This window comes from Micromonospora sp. NPDC050795, from assembly GCF_044456785.1.
Lineage (GTDB): Bacteria > Actinomycetota > Actinomycetes > Mycobacteriales > Micromonosporaceae > Micromonospora.
In genome coordinates this window covers 45,736-62,941 of the sequence record NZ_JBITGE010000018.1, presented here as the reverse complement: position 1 = coordinate 62,941, position 17,206 = coordinate 45,736, and the positions used below count along the sequence as shown (strand labels likewise).

General features: G+C 70.4%; 18 protein-coding genes. 5 read left to right on the top strand and 13 right to left on the bottom strand.

Annotation, left to right across the window (positions count from 1 at the left end; genetic code table 11):
• Nucleotides 1–178: 178 nt before the first annotated feature.
• The 7 genes from ACIBEF_RS17715 to pdxH form a co-directional block, all read right to left on the bottom strand.
• The gene (locus ACIBEF_RS17715; RefSeq protein WP_396794337.1) at nt 179–1,006 is read right to left on the bottom strand and encodes a DUF4230 domain-containing protein; all 828 of its coding nucleotides are present in this window, start codon (nt 1,004–1,006) and stop codon (nt 179–181) included.
• Nucleotides 1,007–1,105: 99 nt separating this feature from the next.
• A complete protein-coding gene (locus tag ACIBEF_RS17710; RefSeq protein WP_396794336.1) occupies nt 1,106–2,269 on the bottom strand; it encodes an acyl-CoA dehydrogenase family protein in 1,164 nt (387 codons plus the stop codon).
• Between the two features lie 44 nt (nt 2,270–2,313).
• The gene (locus ACIBEF_RS17705; protein ID WP_030329612.1) at nt 2,314–2,619 is read right to left on the bottom strand and encodes a type II toxin-antitoxin system VapB family antitoxin; all 306 of its coding nucleotides are present in this window, start codon (nt 2,617–2,619) and stop codon (nt 2,314–2,316) included.
• 187 nt (nt 2,620–2,806) lie between these two features.
• Nucleotides 2,807–3,409 (bottom strand): nitroreductase family protein, encoded by a 603-nt coding sequence (locus ACIBEF_RS17700; protein ID WP_396794335.1) that lies wholly within the window; start codon nt 3,407–3,409, stop codon nt 2,807–2,809.
• Nucleotides 3,409–4,338, bottom strand: a complete 930-nt coding sequence (locus tag ACIBEF_RS17695) for an aldose 1-epimerase family protein (protein WP_396794334.1) — start codon at nt 4,336–4,338, stop codon at nt 3,409–3,411. Before ACIBEF_RS17695 ends, ACIBEF_RS17700 begins: the two co-directional genes overlap by 1 nt.
• A gap of 18 nt (nt 4,339–4,356) precedes the next feature.
• Nucleotides 4,357–5,655: an MFS transporter gene (locus ACIBEF_RS17690; RefSeq protein WP_396794333.1), complete on the bottom strand. Its 1,299-nt coding sequence runs from the start codon at nt 5,653–5,655 to the stop codon at nt 4,357–4,359.
• Complete coding sequence (gene pdxH, locus ACIBEF_RS17685; RefSeq protein WP_396794399.1) at nt 5,652–6,281, bottom strand: pyridoxamine 5'-phosphate oxidase; 630 nt, start codon at nt 6,279–6,281, stop codon at nt 5,652–5,654. The genes ACIBEF_RS17690 and pdxH overlap by 4 nt, the downstream gene beginning before the upstream one ends.
• Before the next feature lie 279 nt (nt 6,282–6,560).
• Between pdxH and ACIBEF_RS17680 the strand changes: the two genes are divergently transcribed.
• From ACIBEF_RS17680 to sepH, 3 genes are all read left to right on the top strand, one after another.
• Nucleotides 6,561–7,667 carry a citrate synthase 2 gene (locus tag ACIBEF_RS17680; RefSeq protein ID WP_091395245.1) on the top strand — a complete coding sequence of 369 codons (1,107 nt, stop codon included), beginning with the start codon at nt 6,561–6,563 and terminating at the stop codon, nt 7,665–7,667.
• A 139-nt stretch (nt 7,668–7,806) separates the two neighbouring features.
• Complete coding sequence (serC, locus tag ACIBEF_RS17675) at nt 7,807–8,934, top strand: phosphoserine transaminase (protein WP_396794332.1); 1,128 nt, start codon at nt 7,807–7,809, stop codon at nt 8,932–8,934.
• A gap of 185 nt (nt 8,935–9,119) precedes the next feature.
• Nucleotides 9,120–10,199, top strand: coding sequence for a septation protein SepH (gene sepH, locus ACIBEF_RS17670; RefSeq protein WP_355004969.1), 1,080 nt, complete (start codon nt 9,120–9,122; stop codon nt 10,197–10,199).
• Between the two features lie 108 nt (nt 10,200–10,307).
• Here sepH and ACIBEF_RS17665 read toward each other — a convergent pair whose 3' ends face one another.
• On the bottom strand, nt 10,308–11,147 hold the full coding sequence (locus ACIBEF_RS17665) for an alpha/beta fold hydrolase (protein WP_396794331.1): 840 nt from the start codon (nt 11,145–11,147) through the stop codon (nt 10,308–10,310).
• 32 nt (nt 11,148–11,179) lie between these two features.
• On the bottom strand, nt 11,180–11,845 hold the full coding sequence (locus tag ACIBEF_RS17660; protein ID WP_396794330.1) for a DUF4097 family beta strand repeat-containing protein: 666 nt from the start codon (nt 11,843–11,845) through the stop codon (nt 11,180–11,182).
• Nucleotides 11,846–12,082: 237 nt separating this feature from the next.
• Between ACIBEF_RS17660 and ACIBEF_RS17655 the strand changes: the two genes are divergently transcribed.
• Entirely contained in the window at nt 12,083–12,832 is a 750-nt protein-coding gene (locus tag ACIBEF_RS17655; RefSeq protein WP_396794329.1) for a helix-turn-helix domain-containing protein, read from the top strand.
• Between the two features lie 12 nt (nt 12,833–12,844).
• Here ACIBEF_RS17655 and ACIBEF_RS17650 read toward each other — a convergent pair whose 3' ends face one another.
• The 4 genes from ACIBEF_RS17650 to ACIBEF_RS17635 all read right to left on the bottom strand — a co-directional run bounded on the left by ACIBEF_RS17650 (nt 12,845) and on the right by ACIBEF_RS17635 (nt 16,838).
• Complete coding sequence (locus ACIBEF_RS17650) at nt 12,845–13,354, bottom strand: hypothetical protein (RefSeq protein WP_396794328.1); 510 nt, start codon at nt 13,352–13,354, stop codon at nt 12,845–12,847.
• Between the two features lie 86 nt (nt 13,355–13,440).
• Nucleotides 13,441–14,724 (bottom strand): MFS transporter, encoded by a 1,284-nt coding sequence (locus ACIBEF_RS17645; RefSeq protein ID WP_396794327.1) that lies wholly within the window; start codon nt 14,722–14,724, stop codon nt 13,441–13,443.
• Between the two features lie 71 nt (nt 14,725–14,795).
• Entirely contained in the window at nt 14,796–15,245 is a 450-nt protein-coding gene (locus ACIBEF_RS17640; RefSeq protein WP_366605676.1) for a MarR family transcriptional regulator, read from the bottom strand.
• A gap of 114 nt (nt 15,246–15,359) precedes the next feature.
• Nucleotides 15,360–16,838 (bottom strand): NCS2 family permease, encoded by a 1,479-nt coding sequence (locus ACIBEF_RS17635; RefSeq protein ID WP_396794398.1) that lies wholly within the window; start codon nt 16,836–16,838, stop codon nt 15,360–15,362.
• An 89-nt stretch (nt 16,839–16,927) separates the two neighbouring features.
• Between ACIBEF_RS17635 and ACIBEF_RS17630 the strand changes: the two genes are divergently transcribed.
• The gene (locus tag ACIBEF_RS17630) at nt 16,928–17,173 is read left to right on the top strand and encodes a DUF2530 domain-containing protein (RefSeq protein ID WP_091395273.1); all 246 of its coding nucleotides are present in this window, start codon (nt 16,928–16,930) and stop codon (nt 17,171–17,173) included.
• The last annotated feature ends 33 nt before the right edge of the window (nt 17,174–17,206 follow it).

Genomic DNA, 17,206 nt, shown 5'->3' with positions numbered 1-17,206 from the left:
ATCTTGGACAGTTTCCGTCATCTGATGACGGAAACTGTCCAAGATTGCTCGAATCGCGGCCACGCCGGCAGCGCGAGTGCGGCCGCCGGCCCTTCCGGGCCGTGAGCCAGGGGACACCAGGCGGAAGCGCCCGCTCCGACGGAGGTCGGGGCGGGCGCTTCGGCGTACGGAGGGCAGGTCAGGGGGCGACGTAGGTGACAGTGATCTGCTGGTAGCCGAGGGAGCGGAGCAGCCCCTCCAGCATCTTGCGGGTGTTCTCCTCGGCTCGGGCCGAGAGCCCGCTGTCCCGGGCGGCGGCGGTGATCCGGTCCTCGGCGAGCTTGTAGACCTGCTGCTGCCGGTTGGGGTCGTTGCCGACCAGGTCACCGAGTCGGTTGAGCAGACCGCGCTGCTCGGCGAAGACGTAGCTCTTCTCCATGTCGAGGTTGGTCTCACCGAGTTGCGGCGCGGGAAGCTTGATCTCGACGGACTTCCCGTCGGCGGACTGGACGACGGCGCCCTCACCGATCTTGGTGAAGTCGACGTACGCCTCGACACTGCCGGCCCCGACGAACAGGGTGCGCTCGTTGAGCAGGAAGTCCGGAACGTTGCGCCTGTCGTTCTGCGTGTCGACCACGACCTGGAAGTTGCCCTCCGCGGCCACGTAGCGGCTGAGGTCCTGGATCGACTTCAGCAGCGGTGGCTGACTGCGGTCGGTCTGCTCCTTGGCGAACGGGTTGCGGAACTCCGGCAGAATGCCGGTCGCCTGGATGCCGAGCAGCACGACCACGGCCAGCGCGGCGGCGCCGAGCAGCAGCAGCAGACCGCGGGCCGCCCCACCGCCACCGCCACCGACGGGGCCATCGCCACCGCTCGTCGGGCCACCGGGACCGGCCGGCTCGCCGGGGCCACCGGGCGTATCCGTGGTCCACCCGGGTGTCGCGGTCGACCGCGCCTTGAGATCGTCACCGGTCGCATAACCGGGGAACTCTCTCGTGGGCTCGTTGCTGCCAGCGTCGCGGGCCATCACGCTCACCGTCCTCGTCAGACACGTCGTCTGCCAATGACGGTACGGCCCCGATACGACAGTCGCGCGGCGAGCGCCAGGAAGTGACAAACGAGCAGGTCAGGCGAACGCGGAGAGCCCGGTCAGTCGCTGCCCGATGACCAGTTGGTGGATCTCGGAGGTGCCCTCGTAGGTCAGCACGCTCTCCAGGTTGTTGGCGTGCCGCATCACCGGGTACTCGCCGGAGACACCGTTGGCGCCGAGGATGGTGCGGCACTGCCGGGCGATGGCCAGCGCCTCCCGCACGTTGTTCAGCTTGCCCACGCTGACCTGCTCGGGCCGCAGTCGCCGGGCGTCGGCGAGCCGGCCCAGATGCAGCGCGAGCAGTTGCCCCTTCACCAACTCGACGGCCATGTCGGCGAGCTTCGCCTGGGTGAGTTGGAAGCCGGCCAGGGGGCGACCGAACTGGGTGCGGGTGGTCGCGTACGCCAGTGTGGTTTCGAGGCAGTCGCGGGCCGCGCCCACCGCTCCCCAGACGATGCCGTAGCGGGCCTCGGTGAGGCAGCTCAGCGGTGCCTTGAGCCCGACCGCTTCGGGTAGTTGAGTGTCGGCCGGGAGCCGGACGTCGTCGAGCACGATCTCGCCGGTCACCGACGCGCGCAGCGACATCTTGCGGCGGATCTCCCGGGCCGTGACGCCGGGGGTGTCCATGGGGACGGCGAAACCCCGTACGCCCCCGTCGGTGCGCGCCCAGATCACCGCGACGTCCGCGATCGGGGCGTTGGTGATCCACATCTTCCCGCCGGTGAGCACCCAGTCGTCGCCGTCGCGGCGGGCCCGGGTGGTCATCGAGGCGGGGTCGGAGCCGTGATCCGGCTCGGTCAGGCCGAAGCAGCCGATCGCCTCACCGGTGGCCATCGACGGCAGCCACCGTTGCTTCTGCTCCTCGCTGCCGTAGCGCCAGATGGCGTACATGGCGAGCGATCCCTGCACGGAGACCAGGGAGCGGAGGCCGGAGTCGCCGGCTTCCAACTCCTGGCAGGCCAGGCCGTAGGCGACAGCGGAGGCGCCGGCGCAGCCGTAGCCGGTCAGGTGCATGCCGAGCAGGCCGAGCTTGCCGAACTCACGGGCCAGTTCCCGGGCGGGCACCCGACCGTCCTCGTACCAGTCGGCGACGCGGGGTCGCACCCGGTCGTCGACGAGTTGGCGGACGACGTCGCGGATCTGCCGCTCCTCCTCGCTGAGCGACGGGTCCAGGTCGAGCAGATCCAGCGCAGCGGTCATGGACGCCACCCTAACGAAGGTTCAGTGCGAGAAAGAAGGGCTCGTCACTCGATGGGCTCGGAGAGCACCAGCACCCGCGCGTGGATCTGGTTGCGCTGCTGGAGGGCTGCGCGCAGCGCTCGGTGCAGCCCGTCCTCCAGGTAGAGCCCGCCGTTCCACTGCACGACGTGCGGGAAGAGGTCACCGTAGAAGGTCGAATCCTCGGCGAGGAGCTTGTCCAGCGCCAACTCACGCTTGGTGGTGATCATCTGATCCAGGCGCAGTGGCCTCGGCGGGATCTCCGCCCACTGCTTGAGCGTCAGATTGTGCTCCGGATAGGGACGCCCGTCCCGGACCGCTCTGAAGATCACGACGGCACGCTCCCCTCCCCGTGGCCGGGCCGACCGACGGCGCCGAGCCGGGCCGCGGCGGGCACCGCGCGGCGCGGCACCGATGACCGTGCCAGCCTAGCCGCCCAGCGCACGCTACGTTCTGCTCCCTGATGTCAGTTTCGCTATCGCTCGTCCGATCCTCAACCGGACGAACAGGACGTCCGCGTCAGTTCCACCGACCGCGCCGCACCACCTCGTCCATTGGACGACGTCCACGGCGCAACGATGGTGACCGATGGTCGGCCGCACGGTAACCGATTGTGACGGCACCGATGGGTTGGTACTCCGCCGGCACGCCGAACGCGTCCCGGTAGGCGGCGAGCCGCTGCGGTGGAATGCCGAAGAAGCACGCCCCCAGCCCCTCGTCCACCGCGGTGAGCAGCATCAGCAACGCCGCGAAGCCGGCGTCCACGTGCCAGTACGGCACCGGCCACCGGTCCGTGGACTGATCCGTCCAGCCCTTGTCCGGCTCCGCGTACCGCCGCAGGTAGGCCGACTCGTTGGCGTGCGGCACCACGATCAGGGGTGCCCGGCGCATGCCCGCGAGCCAACGCTCCCGCCCACCGCCTTCCGGGGTGGTGGCGGCCCAGAACCGCTCCCGATCGGCCAACTCCTCCAGCACCAGGAAACCCCAGCCCTGGGCGAAGCCGGCCGACGGCGCGCGGACCGCGTGGTCGAGCAACCGGTCCACCACGTCGGGCGGGACCGGGCGGTCCGGGTCGTAGTTGCGCACCATCCGCCGCCGGCGGACGACCTCGGCGAACTCCATCAGGCGCCGGGGCGGATGCCCCAGGCACCTCGCCAGGTCGCGCCGGACTTGAGGGTGAGCAGGTCCTTGCCCGACCGGAACGCGTCCGGTGGGCAGGTCATCGGCTCGATCGCCACCGAACGGCGGTGCCGCTCGCCGGTGAGGGCGTCCCCGGTGAACACCTGCCACCAGCCGAACTCGGCGTCCGCCCAGATGCTCACCCCGGCCGAACCGTCCGGCGCGGCGAGGCTCACCGACGAACCGCCGTCGGCGTCGGAGATCACCTCGCCGAAGCAGGAGTCCAACACGGCAGCGCCGATCCGGCGAGGGCTGGTCCAGTCGTACTCGGTGCCGGTCACCGGGGTGACCCCCACCGGCAGCAGCCGACCGTCCACCAGCACGCGGCTGCGGGTGGGCAGCCGCAACACCAGGTCATCCACCGCGACGCCCGGCAGTTGCAGGTACGGGTGCACGGAGAAGCCGAACGGGGCGAGCTCCCCGCCGATGTTCGTCACCTCGTGCTCGGCGCGCAGCCCGTCCGCGTCGACGCTCCACCGGCTGCGCAGCCGCAGCGGCCACGGGTAGCCGGGCTGCGGCGGCAGGTCGTATCCGACCGTCACGGCGTCCGCCGACTGCTCCAGCAACTGCCACGGCACCCAGTTGACCAGCCCGTGGATGGCCACGTGCCGCTCCGGCTCGGTCAGCGAAAGCTGGTGCGTCCGCCCGTCGAACGAGTAGCGACCATCGCGGATCCGGTTCGGCCACGGTGCCAGCACCTGCCCGGTGCAACCCGGGCAGACCTCGTCGGTCTGGTACCCGTCGAGCAGGTCGACACCGTCGTGCCGGTACGTCCGGAGCCCACCGCCGACCTCCACGATGACGGCCTCGTGGCCGGCGGCGGAGATGGTCCACTGGGCGCCGGAGAACGGGCGCGGATCGGGGCTTTCCATGCCGGCGACACTAACCGGTCAGGTCCGGTTGTCGCTCGACGCCGTCGCCGCCCGGTAGCGCAGCAGCGCCGGGAACGCGACAGCGAGCACCACCACGAGCACCGCGGAGGCGAGCCCACCGGCCACCCAGGCCACCCCGCCACCGAACCCGGCGGCCATGGTGCCGGCGCGCAGATCACCCAGGCGTGGGCCACCCGCCACCACCACCGTGTTCACGCCCTGGAGTCGGCCGCGCATCCGGTCCGGTGCGTAGACCAGCAGCATCGACTGACGCAGCACCGCGCTGATCAGGTCGGCGGCGCCGGCCACGGCGAGCAGCACGACCATCAGCCAGAGTTGGTGGGCCAATCCGGCGGCGGCGATCGCCAGGCCCCAGCCGACCACAGCGAGCACCAGGCCGAGCCCCTGCCGGCGGAGCCGGCCGATCCAGCCGGAGGTCAACCCACCGATCATCGAGCCGATCGCGATGGCGCTGTAGAGCAGACCGACCGAGCCACCGCCACCGAACCGCTCGTGCGCGATCTCCGGAAAGAGGGCCCGTGGCATGGCGAGGATCATCGCGATCAGGTCCACCGCGAAGGACAGCAACAGGACCGGAGTGGTGGCCAGGTAGCGGAACCCGTCGACGACGCTGGCCAGACCGGCACGCCGGGCCTGGCCGTCGGCGCTGGGCTCGGGCGGGAGCGAGGGCAGCCGCAGCGCCGCCCAGAGCATCGCGGTGAACAGCACCGCGTCCAGCCCGTAGGCGATCGGAAGGACCACAGTGGTGTCCGGCGACGCGGAGAGGATCAGACCGGCGGCGAGCGGGCCGGCGACCGAGGCGGCGGTGAAGGTCGTGTAGTTCAGGGTGGTGGCGGACGCCACCAGGTCCTCCGGCACCAGCCGGGGCAGCATGGCGCTACGGGCCGGCGAGCTGATCGCGAAGGCCACCGACTGCAACGCCATCAACGCCAGCAGCAGCACCGGGCTGCCCACGTCCAGCACCGCCTGGAGCAGCAACCCGAGAGTGGATGCCCAGAGCAACAATGAGCCGCCGAGCAGCACCGCACGCCGGTCACGTGCGTCGGCGACCGCGCCACCCCAGAGCCCGAAGACCAGCAACGGTACGAAGGCAGCAACGCCCAGCAGGCCCACCCAGAACGAGTCCCGGGTCAGGGCGTACATCTCCACCGGCACCGCGACGGCGGTGAACTGGAAGCCGAACATCGCCACCGTGTTGCCGAGCCAGAGCCGGCGGTACGCCGGAACCCGCAGCGGACGCACGTCGATCGCCCAGCGGCGCGCCGCGCGCGGCCGGGTCTCCCGCACACCCGTCACGGCGCCAACCGCTCGACGATCCAGCCACCCTCGTCGAGGCGACGGAAGCGGAGCCGGTCGTGCAACCGGCCGGCCCGGCCCTGCCAGAACTCCACCGACTCGGGTTGGACCCGCAGCCCTCCCCAGTGCGACGGGGTCGGGATCTCGGCCTGGTCGGCGAACCGCTCGACCGCCTCCTCGTACCGCTGCTCCAACGCCGCCCGATCCGACACCACCTGCGACTGCGGGCTGGCCCAGGCACCCAGTTGGGAGCCGCGCGGCCGGCTGGCGAAGTACGCCTCGCTCGTGGCGCGGTCGACCGGCGTGACCCGTCCGGCGACCACCACCTGACGCTGCATGGAGAACCACGGAAAGACCAGGCTGGCGTACGGGTTGGCGGTCGCCTCGACGCCCTTGCGCGACAGGTGGTTGGTGAAGAAGACGAAGCCCTCCGGGTCGTACCCCTTCAGCAGCACCGTCCGCCCGCTCGGCCGGCCGGCCGGGTCGGCGGTGCCCACCACCATGGCGTTCGGTTCGGGTAGCCCGAAGGCCACCGCGTCGGCGAACCAGCTGTCGAACTGGGTGTGCCAGTCGGCGGCCAGGTCAGCCTCGGTCAGGCCCAGGTCCGCGGCGTACTCGTTACGCATCGCGGCCGGGGCGGGTGTGTCGCCCGTCACGTCCCCACTCCTTCTCGGGGGCCCCACCAGCACCCTCCCGCGCTGACCAGCCCGCCCTGCCCAGTCTCACTGAGCCGGACGGAGAATGCGCGTCCGGGGATGTCGCGTGCAGCACAGTCGCAGCGGGTCGCGTATCCCTTACTCAGCAGGCAGTATGTTGCGAACACATCCCTGAGGGTCGCCTAAGGCGCTCGGCCGATCCGGGCCGGATGAGCGATCGGGCGCACCGACCAGATCCAGGAGAGCGACATGGCCGATTTCAAACCCGGGCTGGAGGGCGTCGTCGCCTTCGAGACCGAGATCGCCGAACCTGACCGTGAGGGCGGTGCGCTGCGCTATCGCGGAGTCGACATCGAGGATCTGATCGGCCAGGTGTCGTTCGGCAACGTGTGGGCGCTGCTCGTCGACGGCCGGTTCGGGCCGGGCCTGCCGCCGGCGGAGCCGTTCCCGGTGCCGGTGCACTCCGGTGACATCCGCGTCGACGTGCAGTCCGCGGTCGCCATGCTGGCCCCGTACTGGGGTCTCAACCAACTGCTGGACATCTCCGACGAGCAGGCCCGCGAGGATCTCGCCCGGGTCTCGGTGACCGCGCTCTCCTTCGTCGCCCAGTCCGCCCGCGGCCTCGGCCTGCCGGCGGTCCCGCAGAAGGAGATCGACAAGGCGCAGACCATCGTCGAACGGTTCATGAAGCGCTGGCGCGGCGAGCCGGACCCGCGGCACGTCAAGGCAGTCGACGCGTACTTCATCTCGGCCGCCGAGCACGGCCTCAACGCGTCCACCTTCACCGCTCGCATCGTCGCCTCCACCGGGGCGGACGCGGCTGCCTGCATCTCGTCGGGCATCGGCGCCCTCTCCGGCCCGCTGCACGGCGGCGCCCCGTCGCGGGTGCTCAGCATGCTGGAGGCGGTGGAGCGCAGCGGCGACGCGGAGGGCTACGTCAAGGGCGTCCTCGACCGTGGTGAGCGGTTGATGGGCTTCGGCCACCGCGTCTACCGTGCCGAGGACCCGCGCGCCCGAGTGCTCCGGCGTACGGCCAAGGAGCTGGGCGCGCCGCGCTTCGAGATCGCCGAGGCGCTGGAGAAGGCCGCCCTCGCCGAGCTTCAGGCCCGCCGCCCGGACCGGGTGCTGGCCACCAACGTCGAGTTCTGGTCGGCCGTGGTGCTGGACTTCGCCGAGGTGCCGGCGCACATGTTCACCTCGATGTTCACCTGCGCGCGGATGGGCGGCTGGAGCGCGCACATCCTGGAGCAGAAGCGCCTGCAGCGGCTGGTCCGCCCGTCCGCCCGTTACATGGGCCCGGAGACCCGCAAGCCGTCCGACGTCGAGGGCTGGGCGGCCATCCCGCACGGCGTCTGAGCTGGTGGACAAGGGGCCCTTCCTCGACGTGCGGCGTCGAGGAGGGGCCCTTGTCCATGTCGTCCGGTCCGGGTGCGAGGATGAGGGCCGGCAGTGTCGCCGGGCCCGCCCTCGCCCTTGCGGAAGGATCTTCAAGACCGTGGCTGACGCACCGATCATCCGGATTCCCGATGAGATCAAGCCCGCCGACGGACGCTTCGGCTGCGGCCCGTCCAAGGTCCGCCCGGAGGCGGTGTCCGCCCTCGCCGAGGTCGCGACCACCTACCTCGGCACCTCGCACCGGCAGAAGACGGTCCGTGACCAGGTTGCCCGGCTGCGCTCCGGCATCGCCGAGTTCTTCTCGCTGCCCGAGGGCTACGAGGTGGTCATCGGCAACGGTGGCACCACCGCGTTCTGGGAGGTCGCCACCTTCGGCCTGATTCGCGACCGGGCCCAGTTCGCCAGCTTCGGCGAGTTCGGCGCCAAGTTCGCCAAGTCGGTCAAGGACGCCCCGTTCCTGGGTGAGCCGACCGTCCGCAAGTCCGACGCGGGCAGCGCGCCGACCCTGGTCGCCGAGTTCGGCGTGGACGCGTACGCGACACCGCAGAACGAGACCTCGACCGGTGTGGCCGTTCCGATCAGCCGGGTGGCCGGCGCCGACGAGGGCGCGCTGCTGCTTGTCGACGCGACCTCCGGCGCGGGTGGCCTGGAGGTCAACGTCGGTGAGACCGACGTCTACTACTTCGCCCCGCAGAAGTGCTTCGGCTCCGACGGCGGTCTGTGGCTGGCTCTGATGTCCCCGGCCGCACTGGACCGGGCCGCCGAGATCAAGGCGTCCGGGCGGTACATCCCCGCCTTCCTCGACCTGGTCACCGCTATCGACAACTCGCGGCTGGAGCAGACCTACAACACCCCGGCGCTGGCCACGATCTTCCTGGCCGCCGAGCAGACCGACTGGATGAACGCGCAGGGTGGCCTGTCCTGGGCGGCGAAGCGCACCGCCGAGAGCGCCGCAGCGGTCTACGGCTGGGCCGAGCGGTCCAGCGTGGCCACCCCGTTCGTCACCGACCCGGCGCTGCGCTCCAACGTGGTCGCCACCATCGACTTCGCCGACGGCGTGGATGCCACGGCGATCGCCAAGGCGCTGCGCGCCAACGGCATCGTGGACACCGAGCCCTACCGCAAGCTCGGTCGCAACCAGCTGCGGGTGGCGCTGTTCCCGGCCGTCGAGCCGGCCGATGTCGAGGCGCTCACCGCGTCCATCGACTACGTGGTCGAGCGACTCTGACGTTCGTCACGGTCGGTGTCCGTTGGGGCCTCCACGGACACCGACCGTGATCATCGCCGCAGCTCAGTCACGACATGCGGGGTGTCGCTTCCCCCACCCCGAGACAGATGCGCGTACGGTGGTCCGAGACGCCTGGGTGGCCGACTCGTGGTGTGCGGCCAGCGAAGCGGGACGGAGGCAACGTTATGCGCCCAGTACGCTTCGTCGCCCTCTCCGAGGACGGCCAGGCGCTGGTGCTCGCCGACGAGGTTGGGCGCCTCCTGGCCCTGCCCATCGACGAACGCATCGCCGGTGTGATGCACCCGGAGCCGGGTGCCCCGCCGCTCGCGGTGGCACCGAGCACCGTCGACCCGATTCCCTCACTGTCCCCCCGGGACATCCAGGCCCGCATCCGCTCCGGTGAGTCCGCGGAGGACGTCGCCCGGATCGCCGGTGTGCCGGTCGACCGCGTGCTGCGCTACGCCGGCCCGGTGTTGCAGGAGCGGGCGATGCTCGCCCAGCACGCCCGGCGCACCCGACTCAAGGGCGCGGAGAAGCCCACCCCGCTCGCCGAGGTGGTCAACGGCCGGCTGAGCCAGCACGGCATCGACACCGAGAAGATCTCCTGGGACGCGTACCGGCGCGATGACGGCACCTGGCGGATCATCGCCACCTGGCCGTCGGGCAAGGCCACCGCGCAGGCCATCTGGGACATGGACAAGGCCCGACAGGTGGTCACGCCGCACGACGACATGGCGCAGTACCTGTGCGCCGAGCGGCCCACGCCGATCCTGGGCCAGGAGCCGGCACCGGAGCGCGGCGGGCACGCCCTGCCGGGTCCGTCGCGCGGCGAGCCGAGTCGCGGCGGGCACGGTCTGCCGGCGGCGTCCGAGCACCCGCGCCCTGGCCGTGATCCGATCCGGGCCGGCCGTGACGCCCTGCTCGCCTCCCTGGACCGTCCGCTCGGCGGTTCGTCGGGTCGTGGGCTGGAGCCGCGTACCCCGGCTGCCCTGGCCGGGTCGGACGCGCCCCGGCAGCGGCCGGTCGGTGGGGGTGCCGCCGCGCTGCTCGGCGGTGGCCAGGGCTCGGCCTTCGACGACGACTCGGACGCGCCCAAGGAGGTGCCGGCCGTGCCGTCGCTGGCGGTGTTGCGGCCCCGCCGCACGGGTGCCGCGGCGGCCACCGGCGGCGAGTCCACCGACGCCAACGGCAAGCCGCGCAAGAGGCTGCCGAGCTGGGACGACGTGCTCTTCGGCAGCGGCCCGGCCGCCCGCGAATCTTCCTGACGCCGCGCGTTGACGGGTGACCCTGTGTCACCCGTCAACGCGAGCGTTCGAACCTCAGCTCCCTGAGCGACACGGTCCGCCCCGCGATCTTGCACTTTCTGCCTCGACTTAGGGGGCAATCCGCCCATCTCGGCGACCGAAACTGCAAGATCGGCGCGGTGTAGCGGCGACTCCGCGTACCGCTTCGGCGACGGCGCGGAAGTCCTTCTTGAGGATCGCACCGTGGTTGCTGGCGACCTTCGCCCCGATGGTGATGTGCGGGTTGCGGGCGGTCACCGCGTCGAGGCTGGCGCGGATCTGCTCCTGCTCGTCCCCGCGACTGCCGAGGGACGTTCCCGAGGCGACGACGTACCGCACCGGAACGCTGATGGCGTCCAGCACCGGGCCCAGTTCGCGCTCGCGGGAAAGTTCGCCCAGTTCGATGTTGCTGTCCGCCATCTGGTCGGCGTTCATCCGTGGGGTCAGACCGGTCGGGCGGAGCAGCGGCATGAACAGGTTCATCCGTCGGAACATCCTGCGGATCCGTTGCGCCATGGCCTCGTCGAGCCAGTCGTGCGGGAACGCGCCGTCGACGAGGACCGCCCCCAGGGCACGCTCCGGGTTCCGGTTGGCCCAGTGCGCCCCGACCACCGCTCCGTAGGACCAGCCCACCAACACCGCCTGGGCCACCCCCCGAGCGGCGAGTACGGCGTCGACGTCCCGGACGGCAGCTTCGAAGGAGTAGTCGGCTGAGCGCTCCGACTTCCTGCCGCGAGCACGCTCGTCGTAGGTGATGTGCCGGAACTCGGTGCCCAGTTCGGCGATGACCCGCCGCCAGTAGCCCTGGGTGGCGAACTGGCCGTTGAGGTAGACCACCGGGATGCCGGGGCCACCGGTGTCGGTGACGGCCAGGGCCGTGTCGTCGACCGACACCATGCCGGTCCACGGGGAGCTGGTAGCTGAGTTCATGTCGTACTCCTGTCGCCTGGTCGTGGTGGGGTTCAGAGGCTCCGGGCGGTGATGTCGCCCTGGGAGGTGGTGGCGCGGATCTCGAGCGTCGCGGCGCCGTCGTTCTTGAGGGCGTTGCTGACCCGACCGTGGCCGGTGCCGGCGTCGAGTGCGGCGGAGACACCGGCGGCGGCACCGACCGAGATGTCGCCGGACTGGGTGCTGAGCACGACGGCGCCGCTCACGGCCTCGGCGATCCGGATGTCGCCCCGGGCGGTGCTGATCTCCGCGGGGCCGTTGAGGCGGCCGATCTCGACGTCGCCGTCGATCGCGGTGAGCCGCAGGCTCGCGACCTCGTCGATCTTGATCTGGCGGTAGGCCCCGTCGAAGGCGATGTCGCCGAGACGCCCGACGCCGCGAAGTTCGGCGCTGGCGGTCCTGGCCTCGATCGTGGAGCCGGCGGGAAGCTGAACGGTCACCTCCAGCGACCCGGACGGGCCGACGAGCGGGTTGCCGGAGGCCGAGGCCGTGATCCGCAGGACGCCGTCGGTGTAGGCGACGGTGGTCTGTTCGGCGGCCCTGGTGTCGCGCTTCTTGGAGGGGTCGGTGGGCAGAACCTCGACGACGGTGTCGGCGCGGTCCGCGGCGATCAACTGGATCCGTCCGGCGGGGATGTCGAGGACGGCCGAGATGGGGGCGGGGGTGTCGAACGTCTGCATCGTGTTCTCCTGCGCTCGCAGCTCTTTCTAACACAGGAAACGCTACGTTGCTTTCCAATTCACTACAACCACAATGTTGCGATGAGGTTGTATCAACCCAGCTCAGAGCACATAAAGTGTTGCAATCATCCTAAAGATAACGCAACGACGGAGGTCGCAACCGTTGCAACAGGCGGATGGTGAACGCTATGGTGGGCCAGTCAGCGGACGCGACCAGGAATCACCGGGGAGATCGTGATGCCGGGAGGCAGACTCAGTCAGCAGGAGCGCCAGCAGATTGCGCTGGGGCTGATCGACAGCCTCCCCTACGCGGAGATCGCCCGGCGCCTCGACCGTCCCACGTCGACAGTCACCCGCGAGGTGATGCGCAACGGCGGCCCCACCGCCTACCGCGCCGAGCTGGCCCACCGCGCCACCGAACACCGCGCCCAGCGGCGCAGGACAGTCACCTCACCGGGGGCCACCGCGCTCCCTCAGGAGCATGGACGCGACGCAGAGGCCGTGGCGGAGTACGGGGAGACGTTCACCACGGTCCTCATGGCTTCGGGCCTGCCCAAGATGGCGGCCCGGGTCCTGACCCACCTGTTCATCACCGATTCGGCCAGCCTCACCGCGTCACAGCTCGCCCAGCGCCTCCAGGTCAGCCCGGCGTCCATCTCCAAGGCGATCACCTTCCTGGAGAGTCAGAGCCTCGTCCGCCGGCAACGCGACGAACGCCGCCGCGACCGCTACGTGGTCGACGACGAGCTGTTCTACCAGGCGACGATCGCCAGCGCCCGGGCCAACGACCAGCTCGTCGCAACCGCGCGCCAGGGCGTCGCCATCCTCGGCCCGCAGACCCCCGCCGCCGCCCGGCTGGAGAACATCGCCCGTTTCCTCGACTTCATCAGTGAGAGCATCGTCCGCGCCGCCGAGCAGGGCCGCGCGGTGCTTCACACCGGGTCCCAACCCGCTGCCCAGGCCACCGGGCAACCGGAACGGCGGTGACCGGCGGGCGGGTCAGCGGTGCCGCTGCCGCTGCCCGGGACGGGCCGCCGGAAGGGCCAGACCGGCGGCGTGCAGCACGCCCTCCACCCGGACCCGCTCGATCTCCTGGTCGACGCCCTCCAGCTCGGCGAGGTGCTCGGCGATGTCGAGGGCGCGGCAGGCGAGACGAAGCCGGTCGTCGTACGCCTGGAGCAGCGCGCTGTGCCAGACCATCGAGCGACCGCTACCGCCGACCCGCTGACCGCCGAGACGTCGCAGGTCGGCGGCGAGCTGCTCCAGCGGCCGGCGGTCAACGCTGTCGAACTCGCTGAGGTCGATGTCCCGGGTCAACGCGTCTGCCTCGATGGCGCGGTCGAGTTTGGCGATCGTGCGCTTCTCCCGTCGGCGGTCACGCCACTCGGACCAGCCGCAGACCACCCGGTCGAGGATCTCGTCGTAGCAGAAGAGCAGGGCGAACGCCGCCGGCAGCGTGGCCACGGCGAGGAACGCCAGGCCCAGCATCAGCGCGTGTCCGACTCCCACGCATCGACGCTAAGCCCCACCGTGCCACCCCGCCAGCGGTTTGGCCGCATCCGAGCAATCCGCGCAACCGGAGCCGGTGGTAAACCTCAGCAGTCGGTGGAGGTGACGTAGAAGCGGGGCATCGGCAGCACCCGGAAACGCAGCCGGGCACCGGAGTGGCGGAGCTGCCAGGTGAGGGCGATCACCGCGGCGGCCAGCGAGATGAGCCCACCCATCCAGATGCTGGCACCGGCACCGTAGTGCTCCGCGACCCAGCCGATCAACGGCGCGCCGACCGGGTTGGTCCCCAGGAACACCAGCACCCACAGGGCCATCACCCGACCCCGGAAGGCCGCGTCCACACCCAACTGGACCCGCTGGTTGGCGGCCTGGGCGAAGAAGACCATGAAGAAGCCGGTCGGCACCAGCAGGGCCACGACCAGCCAGTACGTCGAGGCGAGCCCGACCAGGGTGCCGAAGCTGGCGCAGGCGATCGCCGCGCCGAGCACCAGCCAGACCGACGGCCGGCTGCGCCGACCGGTGCCGCTGAGCGCGCCGCCGAGCGCGCCCACGGCGAGCGCCGTGCTGAACAGGCCGAAGGAGGCGGCACCGGTGTGGAAGACCGTCTTCGCCAGCGCGGCGAGGGTGAGCTGGAAGTTGAACAGCGACATGCCGATCACCGACATGACAGCCATCGGCAGCAGCAGGTCGGGGCGACGGAACACGTACCGCAACCCGTCGATGACCCGTGCGGACGCCCGCTCGTCGCGCGGCAGCAGGGCCTCGCGATGCAGGTCGGCCGTCCGCATCCGGACCACGTTGACCAGGGGCGCGATCGAACTGAGGGCGGTGAACAGGAAGACCGGGCCCACGTCGAACGCGGCGATCGCCAGGCCGGCGACGGCCGGGCCGACGATCCGCGCCGAGTTGAACACGGCGGCGTTCAGCGACAACGCGTTGGGCAGCAGCGGCGTGCCGACGAGTTCCGAGACGAACGCCTGCCGGACCGGGGTCTCCACGGCGTTGGCCGTGCCGAGCAGCGCGGCGAAGGCGAAGACGTGCCAGAGCTGCACCAGGTCGGTGAGGACCAGCACCGCCATCCCGAGGGCCAGCACACTCCAGAAGGCGTTGGCGACGAAGAGCAGCACCCGCTTGTCGTACCGGTCGGCGAGCCGGCCGGAGAACAGGGTGAGCAGGAGCACCGGGGTGAACTGACACGCGGTCACCACACCGAGCGCGGTCGCCGAGTTGTCGGAGAGGTCGAGGACGAGCCAGTCCTGGGCGATGAACATCATCCAGACACCGATCAGTTTGATCAGTTGCCCGGATGCGAAGAGCCGGTAGTTGCGGACCTGTAGGGACTGGAACATCGTGCTCAGCTTGGCCTGCACTCTTGGTGCGCCTCCTCGGACGTACGCGTCATCGACAGGTGACGGCACGGACCCGGGGGCGCGGGCGCGGCTCAGGCGCGAGCGAGCTGCTGAAGAATCTGGGCGGCCCTCTGCAGGGTCTCCCGTTCGTCCTCGTCGAGCGCGGCCAGCCGGTGGGCCAGCCATTCGTCGCGGGCCCGCTCGAACTGGTCGAGCACGGCCTGCGCTCCTTCGGTCGCCGCGAGGATGACCTGCCGCCCGTCGGTCGGATGGGGTGTCCGCCGCACAAGGCCGCGGTCCTCCAGCTTCCCGACGATCTTGGTCATCGTCGGCGGCTGCACCCGCTCCACGTCGGCCAGCTCTCGGGGGGTCATTGCGCCCGCCAGCCGCAGGCTGGTGAGCGCGGAGACCTGGGTGACCGTGAGGTCGCCGACCGGTCGGGCCTGTCGGACCCGCCGGTTGAGTCGGGTGATCGCATCACGCAGCTGGGGAGCCAGCTGCGCCGGTGGCACGCGTTCCGCCGTCACCGTCCGCTCCGTCACAGTAGTTAGCTTAACTAATGAGCATGGCTAACGACATCCGTTATGACCAGGCTCACGAGGGGATTGAAATGGTACGGGCGGGGAATCCCGATCGATTCCCCGCCCGGAGTTGCCTCAGAGCACCAGGGACTCGATCGGCCCACGCAGGAAGTACAGCACGAAGAGCACGGCCACCCCGTACAGCAACGGGTGGATCTCCCGGGCCTTGCCCCGGGCCAGCTTGACCACCACGAAGGTGATCAGACCAGCGCCGATCCCGTTGGAGATCGAGTAGGTGAACGGCATCAACACGATGGTGAGGAAGGCCGGAATGGCGATCTCGTAGTCGGACCAGTCGATCGTCCGGACCGCTGTCATCATCAGGAACCCGACCACCACCAGTGCCGTCGACGCCGCCTCGAACGGCACGATCACGACCAGCGGCGCCAGGAACATCGCGAGCAGGAAGAGCGCGCCGGTGACCAGGTTGGCCACACCGGTTCGGGCACCCTCCGCGACACCGGCGGCGCTCTCGATGTACGACGTGTTGCTGGAGGTGCTGGCCGCACCGCCGGCCGCCGCCGCGATCGAGTCGACCAGCAGGATCTCCTTGGCCTTCGGCGGAGTGCCCTGCTCGTCGAGCAGGCCACCCTCCTGGCCGACCGCGACCATCGTGCCCATGGTGTCGAAGAAGTCCGTGATCAACAGCGTGAAGATGAACATCAGCACGACCAGCCAACCGGCCCGGCCCCACGAGTCCAACACGTTGAACTTGCCGAGCAGCGACAGGTCCGGCAGGTCGACCACCGACTTCGGCAACTCCGGCACGTTCAGCGACCAGCCCTTCGGGTTGGGCTGACCGTTGACGAACGACGGGCCGATGTTGCCGATCGCCTCCACGATCACGGCGAGCACCGTCGAGGCGAGGATGCCGATCAGGATCGCGCCCTTCACCCGACGGACCACCAGCACCAGCGTGATCAGCAGGCCCACCACGAAGACCAGCATCGGCCAGCTCACCAGCTTGCCGCCGATGCCCAGGCCGACCGGAACCGTGGTGTTGGCATCGCCCGGGATGCGCCGGACGAAGCCGGCGTCCACCAGGCCGATGATGGTCAGGAACAGACCGATGCCGACCCCGATCGCACTCTTCATCTGGGTCGGCACCGAGCGGAACACAGCGGTCCGCAGACCGGTCAGCACCAGCACCGCGATGATCAGACCCTCGATCACCACCAGGCCCATCGCGTCTGCCCAGGTCATCTCGGGGGCGATCTCGTACGCCACGAGCGCGTTGACACCCAGACCGGCGGCGAGCGCCAGCGGGAACCGGCCGACCACACCCATCAGGATGGTCATCAGGCCGGCGACCAGCGCGGTCGCGGCAGCCAGCGCGGGAATCGGGAGGCTCTTGCCGTCACCGTCGACGGCGCCACCCAGGATGAGCGGATTGAGCACCACGATGTACGCCATCGTGAAGAAGGTCGCCAGGCCACCGCGTACCTCACGGCTCAACGTCGAGCCACGGGCGGAAATCTCGAAGAACCGGTCGAAACCGTTACGCGGATGGGCGGGCTTGGAAGGTGTGCCGTTCTCGGGCGGCGCTACGGCCATCAGGTCCTCGCAGGTGATCTTCCCAGTTGTCGCGCGCATCGTCCCAGATCGTCGGTGGGCAGGGGAAGTAGATCCCGTACGCTTGCCGAATGCCGAACGAGCAGCCACCGCGGCCCGCACCACTGGATCCGCCGATGGTGCCGTTCGCCCTCGCCGGGTTGATCGCGTGGGCGGTGGCCGGGCTGGTCCTGCTGATCTTCTTCCGGGGCTGGCTGACCGACCACGGTCACCAGAACTGGCTCTGGACCTGCCTCGCCGGCTTCCTGTGGGGTTTCCCGGGCCTCGCCGTGATGATGCGGCACGACGCCAACCGACGACGTCGCCGCGCGAGGTGAGCTGGCCGCCGCGCCGGAGCACTCCGGCGCGGA